This window comes from Bifidobacterium simiarum, assembly GCF_002802905.1.
Classification (GTDB): Bacteria; Actinomycetota; Actinomycetes; order Actinomycetales; family Bifidobacteriaceae; genus Galliscardovia; species Galliscardovia simiarum.
The window spans coordinates 171,992-184,820 of the sequence record NZ_PEBK01000001.1 but is presented as its reverse complement, the minus strand read 5'-3'; the positions used below and the strand labels follow the sequence as shown (position 1 = coordinate 184,820).

The 12,829-nt window shown below is 64.4% G+C and carries 10 protein-coding genes and 2 tRNA genes; 6 read left to right on the top strand and 6 right to left on the bottom strand.

The window, feature by feature from the left end; genetic code table 11:
- Positions 1-208: 208 nt before the first annotated feature.
- Both nrdG and nrdD read right to left on the bottom strand, forming a co-directional pair.
- A complete protein-coding gene (gene nrdG / locus CSQ87_RS00655) occupies positions 209-928 on the bottom strand; it encodes an anaerobic ribonucleoside-triphosphate reductase activating protein (protein ID WP_100511925.1) in 720 nt (239 codons plus the stop codon).
- Between the two features lie 206 nt (positions 929-1,134).
- Positions 1,135-3,534: an anaerobic ribonucleoside-triphosphate reductase gene (gene nrdD, locus CSQ87_RS00650; protein ID WP_240541762.1), complete on the bottom strand. Its 2,400-nt coding sequence runs from the start codon at positions 3,532-3,534 to the stop codon at positions 1,135-1,137.
- Positions 3,535-4,145: 611 nt separating this feature from the next.
- Here nrdD and xseA point away from each other — a divergent pair.
- A complete protein-coding gene (gene xseA, locus CSQ87_RS00645; RefSeq protein WP_100511923.1) occupies positions 4,146-5,456 on the top strand; it encodes an exodeoxyribonuclease VII large subunit in 1,311 nt (436 codons plus the stop codon).
- Positions 5,457-5,540: 84 nt separating this feature from the next.
- The gene (locus CSQ87_RS00640) at positions 5,541-5,837 is read left to right on the top strand and encodes an exodeoxyribonuclease VII small subunit (protein ID WP_100511921.1); all 297 of its coding nucleotides are present in this window, start codon (positions 5,541-5,543) and stop codon (positions 5,835-5,837) included.
- Between the two features lie 28 nt (positions 5,838-5,865).
- Here the strand turns inward: CSQ87_RS00640 and CSQ87_RS00635 are convergent, their stop codons facing one another.
- A complete protein-coding gene (locus tag CSQ87_RS00635; protein ID WP_100511919.1) occupies positions 5,866-6,939 on the bottom strand; it encodes an endonuclease/exonuclease/phosphatase family protein in 1,074 nt (357 codons plus the stop codon).
- A 196-nt stretch (positions 6,940-7,135) separates the two neighbouring features.
- Here CSQ87_RS00635 and CSQ87_RS00630 point away from each other — a divergent pair.
- Positions 7,136-7,208, top strand: a tRNA-Arg gene (locus tag CSQ87_RS00630).
- 116 nt (positions 7,209-7,324) lie between these two features.
- Here CSQ87_RS00630 and CSQ87_RS00625 read toward each other — a convergent pair.
- Complete coding sequence (locus tag CSQ87_RS00625) at positions 7,325-7,654, bottom strand: putative heavy metal-binding protein (RefSeq protein ID WP_100511918.1); 330 nt, start codon at positions 7,652-7,654, stop codon at positions 7,325-7,327.
- A 71-nt stretch (positions 7,655-7,725) separates the two neighbouring features.
- Positions 7,726-8,667: an SPFH domain-containing protein gene (locus tag CSQ87_RS00620; RefSeq protein WP_100512198.1), complete on the bottom strand. Its 942-nt coding sequence runs from the start codon at positions 8,665-8,667 to the stop codon at positions 7,726-7,728.
- Between CSQ87_RS00620 and CSQ87_RS00615 the strand changes: the two genes are divergently transcribed.
- The gene (locus CSQ87_RS00615; protein WP_100511916.1) at positions 8,630-10,066 is read left to right on the top strand and encodes a YwiC-like family protein; all 1,437 of its coding nucleotides are present in this window, start codon (positions 8,630-8,632) and stop codon (positions 10,064-10,066) included. The two genes, CSQ87_RS00620 and CSQ87_RS00615, sit on opposite strands and share 38 nt — an antisense overlap.
- 146 nt (positions 10,067-10,212) lie before the next feature.
- Here CSQ87_RS00615 and CSQ87_RS00610 read toward each other — a convergent pair.
- Positions 10,213-10,285, bottom strand: a tRNA-His gene (locus tag CSQ87_RS00610).
- A 246-nt stretch (positions 10,286-10,531) separates the two neighbouring features.
- Between CSQ87_RS00610 and purT the strand changes: the two genes are divergently transcribed.
- On the top strand, positions 10,532-11,872 hold the full coding sequence (purT, locus tag CSQ87_RS00605) for a formate-dependent phosphoribosylglycinamide formyltransferase (RefSeq protein WP_100511914.1): 1,341 nt from the start codon (positions 10,532-10,534) through the stop codon (positions 11,870-11,872).
- A 138-nt stretch (positions 11,873-12,010) separates the two neighbouring features.
- The gene (purC, locus tag CSQ87_RS00600; RefSeq protein ID WP_100511913.1) at positions 12,011-12,760 is read left to right on the top strand and encodes a phosphoribosylaminoimidazolesuccinocarboxamide synthase; all 750 of its coding nucleotides are present in this window, start codon (positions 12,011-12,013) and stop codon (positions 12,758-12,760) included.
- Positions 12,761-12,829: the final 69 nt, after the last annotated feature.

Here is a 12,829-nt window from a genome sequence, read left to right as displayed (position 1 = left end):
TACGAATCGTAGTCGGACCCCCACCGCAATCGACCATTATGACCGTGGTGTACCGCACATTTCGGCGCATGGCGTACCAATCCCGACACTTGTCGGATTTCAGTCGGATTTCGGTCGGGAACCCGGCGGGGACCGATCGCGGTCACCCGGGTCCGTTACCGATCTCCCGATCCCGTTACCGGCCGCCCGGTCCGTTACCGATTCCCGGTCAGCTCTCCTGTCCCTCGCCTTCGGCACGGTCCTTGCCGTAAATCTCGGGGATGAACCGCTCCTGATCGTGCAGCTTGGCCCACAGCACCGGCTCGCGCACCTCCAGCGATTTCGGCACGTCGAGGATCCGCTGGTTCGAGGATCCGCGGAACTGCAGGAGGGAATCCCTGCGGTCCTTGATGTACCGGCCGTCCACGAGCACGTCGATCATGCCCAGCAGTTCGAGCTTGTCGGGGGTCTCCCCCGGCCGCATGAGCTCCTCCCAGGTGTAGCCGGTCCAGCTCCAGATGTCCTTGTCGTGGCCGAATTCCTCACGGATCCGTTTGGCCAGCGGGATCAGGATCGGGGTGTTAAGCAGGGGTTCGCCGCCGAGGAACGTGATGCCCTGCACCCACGGCTGGGACAGGTCGTCGATGATGTGGTCCTCCAGTTCCGGCCCGTATTCGTAGCCGGCCTGGAAATCCCAGATGGACGAGTTGAAGCAGTCGTCGCAGCGGAACGGGCAGCCGGAGACGTAAAGCGAGCAGCGGATGCCCTCGCCGTCGGTGACCACGAACCGCTTGTAATCGGCGATCATGCCGGCGCTCATGCGACGGCCGTCCCACTGGCCGGCCCGGGGATCGTTGGCGAATTCACTGGGCACGCACGGTCCGCGGCCCGTCTCGCCCGCCGCATAGTCATGGTGGCGGACCTTCTTCCACCCCTCACCGTATGGCATGACGTCTCCTTTCCCTTGGGTCTCTCCGGTCTCTCGGTCTTTTCCTGTCTTCCCCGGTCTTTTTCCGGTCTCCGATGATCTCAGATGGTCTCCGACAACGAAAAAGGCCTCTCCCGACTCGGGAGAGGCGATATGCGCGGATCGGACCGGGCCGGGGACGGGCGTGGCGCCACGTCCTCATGCCCGGACCGATCCGCATGGCACGGTCACTTGGTGTCTTCGAACCATTCGCGCACGGAGCCGTTGTCCAGCGTGACGCGACCGGTCTCGCCGGCCATGTGCTTCACGCGGTGCACGATCTCCTCGTGACGGCCGTGCACCATCGGGCGCTGGACCGGGTTGCCCAGGTAGCCGCAGGTGCGCTTGGTGACGTTGCACTTGTCGGGGTCGGAGTTGCCGCACTCGGGGCAGCGGAAGCCCTCGTCGGTGGGCTCGAAGTCGCCCTGGTAGCCGCACTCGAAGCAGTGGTCGATCGGTGTGTTGGTGCCGAGGTAGCCGATGCCGATGTTGTAGGCGTAGTCCCACACGGCCTCGAGGGCCTTGGGGTTGTCCTGCAGGCACGGGTACTCGCAGTAGTTGATGAAGCCGCCGGAGGCGAGGTACGGGAAGTCCTTCTCGTAGGCCAGCTTCTCCATCGGGGTGGGCTGCAGCCACACCGGGTAGTGGAAGGAGTTGGTGTAGAAGTCGTGGTCGGTCACGCCGTCGATCACGCCGAACTTCTCGCGGTCCATGCGGTTGAAGCGGTCGGTGAGCGACTCGGCCGGCGTGGAGTACACGGAGTAGTGGTAGCCCTCGGCGGCGCTCCACTGCTTGCACAGGTCGTTCATGCGCTGCACGATGGAAAGCGCGAACTTCTTGCCGTTCTCGTCCCAGCTGTGGTCGGTCATCCAGTTCTTGCCGAAGAACACGGCGGTGGTCTCGTACAGGCCGATGTAGCCGAGCGAGACGGTGGCGCGGCCGTTCTTGTACAGGCTGTCGACGCTGTCGGTGGCCTTCAGGCGGCCGAAGGCGCCGTAGCGGTACAGCGTGGGGGCGTTGACCGGGGTGGCCTGCTTGCAGCGCATGATGCGGAACTGCAGGGCCTGGTGAGCCACCTCCATGCGCTGGTTGAACAGCTTCCAGAAGCGGTTGACGTCGCCGTGGGATTCCAGCGCGATGCGCGGCACGTTCACGGAGACGACGCCGAGGTTCATGCGGCCGTCGGTCACGTCCTTGCCGGTCTTCGGGTCCTTCCAACCCTGCAGGAAGGAACGGCAGCCCATCGGGGCCTTGAAGGAGCCGGTGATCTTCACGATGTTCTCGTAGAACACCACGTCGGGGTACATGCGCTTGGTGGCCGATTCGAGCGCCAGCTGCTTGATGTCGTAGTTGGGGTCGGACGGCTGGGCGTTCACGCCCTTCTTCACCGTGAAGACCAGCTTCGGGAAGATGGCGGTGTGACGGTCCTTGCCGAGGCCGCGGATGCGGTTGAGCAGGATCGCACGCTGGATCTCGCGGGCGAACCAGCTGGTGCCGAGGCCGAAGCCGACGGTGACGAACGGGGTCTGGCCGTTGGAGACGCGATTGGAGTTGATCTGGTACTCCATGGTCTGCATGGCGTCGTAGATGGCCTTGCGGGTCATGATCTTGGCGTAGATCTCACGCAGCTGCTCGAGCTCGGGCAGGTCCTCGTCGAACGCGGTGTCGGCGGGCAGCGGCTCGCGGTTCTCGAAGTGCAGCCACTTGGGCTCCTGAGCCTTGAGGCCGGCGATCATGTCCTCGGCCACGGCGATCGGGGTGCTGTCGGGGATCATGGCCTCGGCCATGGCGAGGTTCTTCGCGTAGTCGCGCTTGGCGTACGGCTCGAGCATCTCGTCGCAGCGGTTCACGGTCTGGCCGCCGTACTGGCAGCCGGCGATGTCCTTGATGATCTGGGTGATCTGGGTGGCGGCGGTGCCGATGGACTTCGGGGAGTCCATCATCGCGTTGCCCAGCGCGAAGCCGTGGGCCAGCATGTCGCCGAAGTCCGGCAGGGAGCAGTTGCTCATGGCGGTGAACGGCGAGTAGTCGGCGTCGTGGAAGTGGATGTCGCCCTTCATGTGGGCGTTGGCCACCACCTCGGGCAGCATGGAGAACGCGGAGGCCTTGGAGACGGCGCCGGCGAGCAGGTCGCGCTGGGTGGCGTAGACGTTGGAGTCCTTGTTGGCGTTCTCGCGCACGAGGGCCTCGTCCTTGTTCATCAGGCGCTTGACGGCCTCGTTGATGTCGGTGGCCTTGGCGCGCTCGATGTCCTTGTTCAGACGGTAGTTGGTGTAGGTGCGGGCCACCTCGTACAGGTGCTCGTCGATCAGCGCGTGCTCGACGAGGTTCTGGATCTCCTCGATCTTGGCGGGGCCGGTGTAGCGGTCCTGGATCTCGCCCTCCACGCGGTTGGCGATGTCGCGGATGGTCTGCTCCTCCTCCGGACCGACCTTCTTGTCGAGGTCGGAGTAGGCCGCCTCGACGGCGTTGATGATGTTGACGGGGTCGAAATCGACGACGCGTCCGTCACGCTTCTCGACGAGAACGGTATCGGCGGTATCGGTGGCGGCATCCCGCTCCACGGTCTGCGGATCCAGCACCTGCATGTTCATCCAGCACCCTCCTGTGACTTCAAAAACAACTGCTTCAACGACTTCATGAGGTCGTTTCCAGCCGGGACCTCAACAACCGGCCCATAGAACAATATAGGAGATCGACCACAATATCTAGTCGGTTTCCGCCGGGCGGGAAGTATATCTAGTGGTTTTCGGCTCAATCATGCGGAAAAGACGCCGCTCAGCCATTTTGCTCTGGCGTGTCGTCCGGCCCGGCCGGCGAGCCGTGCGGAACCACGACGAAACCCCGGGGGCCCTGTGCCGCCTATGCCGCGGCGGCCACGAATGCACGAAGATAGCCGGTCGCTCGGACGTTGCGCCCGGTGTGAGTTGCGTCACCATCCAAGCGTGACGAACCTCACATCGGGGAGCGGAGGGACGGGGACGGATCGGGACGGACAGGCGCAACACGACCACGACACGACCACGACACGAAAAACAGGGAGATATCTCCCGGTTTTTTCCACGCGGCCGACAATGGAGTCAGACAGTGGCCTATCAGGGACCGACCGGACGGCCGCGGACCGGCGAACCGGATCACAGGCCGGCGAACCGAATCGCAGACCGTACGGTTGTCCCGAAGATGACGGAAAGTTGAGCACATGACCGATACGCCTTTCCCCAACGCCCCGCAGACGGGGCCCGATCCCGCGCAGCCGCTGCCACGGCTGGCCCGGGACACCTCTCCCGACAACCCATGGCCGGTGAGCCTGCTGAGCCGCAAGTACCATGACGCCGTGGCCAAATGGCCCGGCACCTGGATCGAGGGACAGATCTCCGAGATCAACACCCGACGGTCCGGTTCCGCATACCTCACCGTCCGGGACAACGTGGAGGACATCTCGCTGAGCGTCACCGGATTCGGCCGGTTCGCCCAGATGGCCCGCGAGTTCCGTCAGGGCGACCGCGTGATCCTGCACGGCAAGCCGGACGTGTGGATGAAGCAGACGCGACTGAGCTTCATGGGGGACGACATCCGCCGGGTGGGCAAGGGCGACCTCATGGCCCAGATCGAGGAGCTGCGCAGGCGGCTCAAAGGCGAGGGCCTGTTCGACGCCGAGAACAAGGTGCCGCTGCCCGAATTCCCGCACCGGATCGGCCTGATCTGCGCGCCGCACGCCCGCGCCGAAGGCGATGTGATCACCAATGCGCGTCTGCGCTGGCCCACCATCGAGTTCACCGTGGTGCATGCGCATGTGCAGGGGCCGAGCTGCCCGCCCGACGTCGTGGCCGCGATCCGCAAGCTGGACGCCGATCCGAGCGTGGACGTGATCATCGTGGCGCGAGGCGGAGGCAGCTTCGAGGATCTGCTGGGCTTCTCGGACGAATCGGTGGTGCGCGCCACCGCGGCATGCGTCACGCCCATCGTCTCGGCCATCGGACACGAGGACGATTGGACGCTGATCGAGCTCGCCGCCGATCTGCGCGCCTCGACGCCCACCGACGCGGCCAAGCGCGTGGTGCCGGACGTCAACGAGCAGCTGGCGATCGTCGATGAGGCGCGGCGGCGAATCCGCGACCGCATCCGGTTCCGCGTGGATAACGAACGCCGACTGATCGAAGGCTACGCGAACCGTCCGAGCCTCAACCGGCCGCTCACCATGCTGGACAAGCCACAACGGTTCGTGGACGACGCGCGCAGGCGCCTCGACATCGGCATGCGACGCATCACGGACGACGCCTCGCTCACCGTGGAGAAGCTCCATGCCTCGCTCACCGCGCTCAGCCCTCAGTCCACGCTCGACCGCGGATACGCCGTGGTGCAGGACGCGCATGGGCACGTGGTCGCCGATTCGGCGGACGTGCACGCGGGCGATGGAGTCACGGTGACGCTACGACGCGGCCGCATCCGCGCCACGGTGGATGAGGCCGACGTCGCCGAAGCCGGTGCCGCCAGCAAGCCTGCCGAATGAATCCAGATAACCGCACCAACGAACTAGACGAACCACGAACTAAACGAACCATACGTACCAACGAAATCACAAAGGAGCATTCCGATGACCGATACGAACGATCAGGCACAGTCCACCATCCCCGCACTGAGTGACGAGGAGCTGGCCCGCATCAACGCCCTGAGCTACGAGGAGGCCCGAGACCAGCTGATTCAGGCCGTGCAGGCGCTGGAGGCCGGAGGACTGGATCTCGACGCCTCGATGCGTCAGTGGCAGCTCGGCGAGGCACTGGCCAAGCGTGCGCAGAAGCTGCTTGACGACGTCCGCGCCCAGCTCGATCAGGCCCAGGCCGATCAGGCCAGCGCCGGCGCCACGGCCGGTACCCAGTCCAATCTGGAGTAGGTGACACTGGAGTAAGGCGGAGTGCCTGTCACTTCACGTACAGCGTGTCGATCAGAGCCGCATGATCCGTGCCGCTGATCCGATGAACGGTCAGCCCTTCGGATCTCAGGCTCCGATCGATCACGATATGGTCGATGGCGAACAGCAGGGGCACTCCGGGCCGGTTCGCCGGCCATGAGAACGTGAATCCACGACCCTCCTGCCGTGCGGCGTCCGCGAAGCGATCGCCGAGAATGTTGCGGAACGGCGCATGATCATAGGTGGAGTTGAAATCCCCCATGAACACATAGGTGACCGATCCCGAGGTGACGGAGGACCGCGAGCGCAGCAGGGCGATCTCGTCCAGGGAGCGCTTCCACAGCGACCAATAGTCGGCGACCGGCGCGGTGGTGTGCACGGACACGAAGCGCAACGACCGGTTCATGCCCTTGACCGTCACCGTGCCAGACGGCATCTGGGATGCGCTGGAATTGACCTCGTCCTTCACCGCGCCGACCAGCGGCGTCGAGGACCACAGTCCGTTGCCGTACACACCGTCGGCGTAGGCGGTCTGCGAATACGGCAGGTACTGGCCCAACCCGGCCTTCTCGAGTCGGGAGACGAAATCCTTGGTAGTCTCCTGCAGCGCCAGCACCTGCACGCCTTCGGACCTCACCAGCGACACGATCTGTTCGGCGTCCGCATTGCCCTTGTAGACGTTGCACGTCATCACCCGAATGCCCGACGAAGATGCCGAGGACGACCCCGAAGCCGCGGACGTGGACGATGCCGAGGACGTGGACGAGGAGCCTTTATCGAAGATGTTGGTGAAGAAGGGCGCCTGCCAGAACGCCTGCAAGGCCAGACTGGCCACCATCAGCGCGGCGATCGCACGATGACGGCCCAGCAGCGCCAGCAGCAGGGCAACGGCCGCGACCAGTGCGAACCATGGGGTTGCCGCGATGATCACGGGCACATACGGCAGCATGCTCCATTCACTCGGCAGCAGCCGGCATACGATGCCCACCAGTGCGATCAGCGCCAGCACGTACGCCAGCGCGCCGCACAGCACCCGTCTGATTCCATGCTCCCTGCCCACGGCGATCACTCCCCTGCCATGCATGCCATCATGGTTCGACGACGACCGGACGGCCGACGGCGAAAACCCTGCGGCGAACGGATGGGTCCTGCCGCAAGCGAACGTGGGCCATCATACGCAGGTTTGCGATGAATCCCCTGTGAATGGGCCACGACTTCACTGCGAACACACATGTTGTCACGTCGGCGCAAAACCGTGTATTATTGACCGTCGTTGCCTTGCCTCGGTAGCTCAGGGGATAGAGCACCGCTCTCCTAAAGCGGGTGTCGTGCGTTCGAATCGCATCCGGGGCACGAACGAATCGAGGGGGCCTGTGATCCAGCGGATTCATTCCACCGGATCACAGGCCCCTCGTCGTATCCGCGCACGCTATCACATTCATGCACGATACCGGCGTGCACGATACCGGCTATGCGTTCTTCGGCGCCAGCTGGACGGCGGTGCCGGAGGCCGTGACCATGAGCATGTCACCCTGACCGAGCACCTCGTAGTCGATGTCCACGCCGACCACGGCATGGGCCTGCAGGGCCGCGGCACGCTGCTCCAGCTCGGCCAGCGCCTGATTGCGGGCGTTGACCAGCTCGTCCTCATATCCCTGACTGCGTCCGCCGAAGACATTGCGCAGTCCGGCACCGATGTCCTTGAGAATATTGACGCCGGAGATCACCTCGCCGAACACGATGCCGTAATATCCGGTGATGACGTATCCCTCCACGCTCGGAGTCGTGGTCACGATCATATTTGGCTCCTTAACTGTTGTCGTCTTATTGCCTGTTTGTCTGTCGTCTTACTGTCGCCGTCGATGCCGTGTCACTGTCGATGCCGGCCGACGTTCCCGTCCGGCCGCTCCTCGCCGCCGGGAACGTCGCCCTGCACGGCGTCTCCGGTCAGCAGGGCGTTGGTCACCTCGCTGTACAGGTTCTGGAATCCTGCGGGCGTGGAGGCCGGCAGCACCACGGTCTTGGAGTTGCGGGACTCCGACAGCGAGCGCATCACATCCAGGTACTGGTTGAACATCACGATCTGGTTGACCTCGCCGATGTCCATGCCCACGGCGTGCAGGCTCTTGATCTGGTCGACGATGCCGTTGGCGATCTCCCTTCGGTAGTTCGCTTGACCCTCACCCTGAAGCCGCACCTTCTCCGCGTCGGCCTGCGCCTGCGTCTCGATGGCGATGCGCTGCGCCTCGGCACGCTGCCTCGTGGCCTCCTTCTCACGCTGGGCGGCGTTGATCGAATCCATGGCCTGCTTGACCTGATCTGACGGGTCGAGCGCGGTGATCAGCGTCTTGACCACGGTGAAGCCGAAACGCTGCATCTCGTTGCCCACCGTCCGCTGCACGTCGAGCGCCACGTCGTCCTTGCGGGCGAACGCGTCGTCAAGGCTGAGCATCGGGATGGCGGAACGCAGCGCATCCTCCATGTAGCTGCGCAGCTGAGCCGCCGGGTTCTGCAGCTCGTAGTAGGCGGTGGCCACGTTGCGCGGGTCCACGCGGAACTGGGTGGAGGCCACCACGGTGACGAACACGTTGTCCAGCGTCTTGGTCTCCAGCTTGACGTCAAGCTGGCTGACCCGAAGGTTCATCTTCTGGGCGATGTGATCGATCACCGGGATCTTGATGTGCAGACCGGCCGTGGTGACCACGTGGAACTTGCCCAGACGTTCGATCACATAGGCGTTCTGCTGGGGCACGATATACAGACTGAGAAACAGGATGACCACGATCAGCGCCAATACCACCAGCACGAACATGGATCCGAGGATTGAGGCCGCTCCCGCCATGATTTTCCCTTCCCTTGCACCGCACATCCGTGTACGGCATCCGTTTCGATTCAACCACGCCCCTGTAATAATGGGGAGATATCTCCCTATTTGCCGCGTGTCGCCGCGTACCCCGTGTTCCATTACGACTCACTCCGTTACACTGTGCTCCATGACTTCCGACCATGACAACCTTCGCAACCACAACGGGCATCGACCGCGCGTCGCGCCGGGCACCATCCGTACCGTCGGCACGAAACCGCGAGGACGGAACGCGACGGCGTCGGCCACCTCATCGGCGTCCACAGACCCGGCGTCCACAGACCCGACGTCCACAGACCCGTCGTCCGCCGTGAATCCGGTCCGTCTGTGGCTGCCGAATCAGCATGGCGCGTGGGCGATGGTACTGCTGCCGTCCCTGGCCGCCGTGGTCGTCTCCGGGGCCGACTGGCGCGGCATATGGCTGCTGCTGTGCTGGGCGCTGTGCTACTGCCTGCAGTTCTGTACGGCCCGATGGGTCAAGGCGTTCGGATCGGCGAAAAGCTCACGACCGTCGGCAGCGACCTCGTCGGCAACCTCGTCGGCAACGATCCGTCGCCGGGCCGATCGTCTGACCCAATACCGGCGTCCGGTGATCGTCTATGCGCTCGTACTGCTGGTCTTCGGCGGCATTCCCCTGCTGCTGTCCTCCCCCGGCCTGCTCCGGTGGGCTCCGGCGTATGCCGCGCTGTTCGCCCTGTCGCTGCTGGCGGCGTATCTTCGGCACGAACGTTCCCTGTGGGCGAATGCGACGGCCATCCTGGCCTCTTGCCTGATGCCGGTACTCATCTGCTCGGTCGGATCGTCCGCGCTGCGCCGGGCATGCGCCTTCGATACGTCGTCAGGCACCGATGCGCAGTTCGGTGCCTGCGCGGCCGAGGTGACGCGGTATCAGTCGATCATCGCCGCCCCGTCGAATCCCTGGGATCTCCGGTCCCCCGGCTACTGGCGGTCGTGGTGGCCGGACGGGTCGGTGCCGTCGGCCGGCCTCATCCTGCTCGTCGTATTCACGCTCGCCCAGTTCGGCTCCGTATTGTTCGTCAAGACCATGATCCGCGAGCGCGGCAGTCGCGTGTACTATGTGGCTTCGGTGGCATGGCACGCCGTTCTTGTGGTGGCCGGATTCGAGATCGGCTCCATCAGTTCCATCGGCTCCACCGGTTCCATCGCCGGGGATGGGAACGCCGTCAAGACCGTGGTTCTGGGCTGCATCGCACTGGCTCTGCTGGCCCGGGCTGCGGTCACGCCGATGATCGCCCGACGTCGACCGGTCAGACCACTTGCGGTGGGCATCATCGAGATCGTCGCCAGTCTGCTGACGTTCGCCGCCGCCATCGTCGTCGTTCTGTAAGACCAGTCCGTCCAGCCAGTCCGAACGAACGAACAGCCCGAACGAATGGCCAGCCCGAACCGGCTGGCCGGATAACGAAAGCCAGACGACGAATTGGTTGAACAACGAAAAAGGGCCTCTCCTTTCGGAGAAGCCCTTGACTTCGGGGTGGCTAACGTGGCTCGAACACGCGACCTTCTGAACCACAATCAGATGCTCTACCAACTGAGCTATAGCCACCATGTGCGTGATCTTGGCGAACCAATTCCGCGCAACAGGTGAAAACTATACAGGAATATCGCCGGCCCGCAACTCGAGCTCCCTTCGGCGTGTCGCGGCACGTCTCCACGCCGCCGGACCGTTGCAATATCAAGCCGTTTGCGCCTGATTGCACCCGATCACGTCATTGATACACCCACCACATCCACCGACCCGCGCCACACCCGCATGGTGGGCGAATGCCGTCGAAGATGTCACAATGGAGGCATGAACGAATCCTCCCGCATTGATTCCGTCAACACCGTCAACACCGTTTCCCCCAACGATTCCGACCCCGCCGACCGTCCCGTCGTCGTGCGCGATCATCCGCTGGGTTCCCCGCTTGGCCGCACCCGCACCCGCGCGCTGCTGCTCGGCTCCGGAGAACTGGGCAAGGAGATCGCCATCGCCCTGATGCGCGTGGGCGTATGGGTGTGCGCCGCCGACTCCTATGAGGGCGCCCCCGCCCAGCAGGTGGCCCACGAGGCCCGAGTGCTCGACATGGCCGACCCCGCCCAGCTGCGCGCCCTGTTCGACGAGGTGAAGCCCGACATCGTCATCCCCGAGATCGAGGCGATCGCCACCGACGAACTGGCCCGCGCCGCCAAGGCCGGCATTCAGGTGGTCCCCAGCTGCGAGGCCGCCCAGATCTGCATGGATCGCGAGCGTCTGCGCCGTCTGGCCGCCGAGGATCTCGGCCTGCCCACCACGCCGTACCGCTTCGCCGGCAGCGAGGAGGAACTGGCAGCCGGCGCCGAGGCCGTGGGCTTCCCCTGCGTGGTCAAGCCGGTGATGAGCTCGTCCGGTCACGGCCAGTCGGTGTTGAGGAGCGCCGAGGACGTGCCGTACGCCTGGCAGGTGGCGCAGACCGAAGGCCGCGTGGCCAAGGAGCATCAGACCAGCCGTGTGGTGGTGGAGGCGTTCGCGCCGCTGGACTACGAGCTGACCGTGCTCACCGTGAGCTCCAGCTCCGGCGTCGTGACCTGCGAGCCGATCGGCCAGCGCCAGCAGGACGGCGACTACCGCGAGTCCTGGCAGCGGGCGGCGATCACCGACCAGACCCGCGCCACCGCCCGCTCCTATGCCGAGCGGATCGTGCAGGGACTGACCGATCTGGCCCGCAGGAACGGCGAGACCGGCTGGGGCGTGTACGGCGTGGAGCTGTTCGTGCTGCGCAACGGCGACGTGCTGTTCAACGAGGTCTCCCCCCGCCCGCACGACACGGGCATGGTGACGATGATCTCCCAGTTCCTCAACGAGTTCACGCTGCATGCCTACGCGATTCTCGGCGTCGGCGTGAGCGCGGAGGCCGTGGAGCTGCGCGACCCCAAGTTCGCGTACGCGAGCCACGCGATCGTGATCCACGGCAAGGGCGAGGTGACGTTCACCAACATCGCCGGAGCGCTGGCGAATCCGTTCACCGATCTGCGCATCTTCGGCAAGCCCGGCGTGGACGGCGAGCGGCGCATGGCGGTGGCGCTGGCCACCGGACGCACCGAATGCGAGGCCCGCGGACGCGCCCGCGACGTGGCGCTGATGCTCAAGGCCGACGTCGAGGACGTCAAGTAACAGGCCTAGCGGCAGGCCACCAACGCGATACCAAGCGGCGGGGCGCCGAAACGGCGAATTGTAGCCGCCGCTTGGTATCGTAATTGACGATTATTCACCCCTGATTTTCACTCCGGTAACGCTGTGAGAAAGGTCATGATGGAGAAGCTGGAAAAGCTCTACGAGGGCAAAGCCAAGAAAATGTACGCCACTGACGACCCCGAGGTGCTGTGGGTCGAGTACTCCAACCAAGCCACCGCCTTCAACGGCGAGAAGAAGGAGCAGATCGCCGGCAAGGGTCAGCTCAACAACCGCATCACCACGGTGCTGTTCGACCTGCTCAAGGCCCGCGGCGTGGAAAGCCACTTCATCAAGCAGATCAACGAGACCGACCAGCTCGTGCGCAAGATGACGATGTTCCCGCTGGAGATCATCATGCGCAACGTGGCCGCCGGCTCCTTCGCCAAGCGTTACGGCGTGGAGGAGGGCACCGAGCTCAAGAAGCCGATCCTCGAGTTCTGCCTGAAGTCCGACGATCTGGGCGACCCGTTCATCAACGATGACGGTATCATCGCGCTGGGCATCGCCACCGAGGAGGAGCTCGCCGAGATCTCCCGTCAGGCCCGCGAGGTCAACAAGCAGCTTTCCGACATCTTCTCCAAGATCGACGTGAAGCTGGTGGACTTCAAGATCGAGGAGGGCAAGACCTCCGACGGCACGATCCTGCTGGCCGACGAGATCACCCCCGACACCTGCCGCCTGTGGGATCAGAAGGACCACTCCGGCAAGGTCGAGCACCTCGACAAGGACCTGTTCCGCCGCGGTCTGGGCTCGATCATCCCGGCCTACGAGGAGATCGATTCCCGCCTCGAGGCTCTGGCCAAGGCCGAGGGCGTCGAGATCAAGTAAGACGATTACCGGCCCGTATCCATTACGATGCGGGCCTTTTCTATCCTTTCCATCCCTGTTCTATCGTTT

Bases quoted from the DNA above. Each gene is read 5' to 3' on its own strand.
- CSQ87_RS00640 (WP_100511921.1), top strand. From the start codon at position 5,541: ATGACCGATACGAACGATCAGGCACAGTCCACCATCCCCGCACTGAGT.
- CSQ87_RS00635 (WP_100511919.1), bottom strand. From the start codon at position 6,939: ATGCATGGCAGGGGAGTGATCGCCGTGGGCAGGGAGCATGGAATCAGA.
- nrdD (WP_240541762.1), bottom strand. From the start codon at position 3,534: ATGCAGGTGCTGGATCCGCAGACCGTGGAGCGGGATGCCGCCACCGAT.
- nrdG (WP_100511925.1), bottom strand. From the start codon at position 928: ATGCCATACGGTGAGGGGTGGAAGAAGGTCCGCCACCATGACTATGCG.
- xseA (WP_100511923.1), top strand. From the start codon at position 4,146: ATGACCGATACGCCTTTCCCCAACGCCCCGCAGACGGGGCCCGATCCC.
- CSQ87_RS00620 (WP_100512198.1), bottom strand. From the start codon at position 8,667: ATGTTCGTGCTGGTGGTATTGGCGCTGATCGTGGTCATCCTGTTTCTC.
- purC (WP_100511913.1), top strand. From the start codon at position 12,011: ATGGAGAAGCTGGAAAAGCTCTACGAGGGCAAAGCCAAGAAAATGTAC.
- purT (WP_100511914.1), top strand. From the start codon at position 10,532: ATGAACGAATCCTCCCGCATTGATTCCGTCAACACCGTCAACACCGTT.
- CSQ87_RS00625 (WP_100511918.1), bottom strand. From the start codon at position 7,654: ATGATCGTGACCACGACTCCGAGCGTGGAGGGATACGTCATCACCGGA.
- CSQ87_RS00615 (WP_100511916.1), top strand. From the start codon at position 8,630: ATGACCACGATCAGCGCCAATACCACCAGCACGAACATGGATCCGAGG.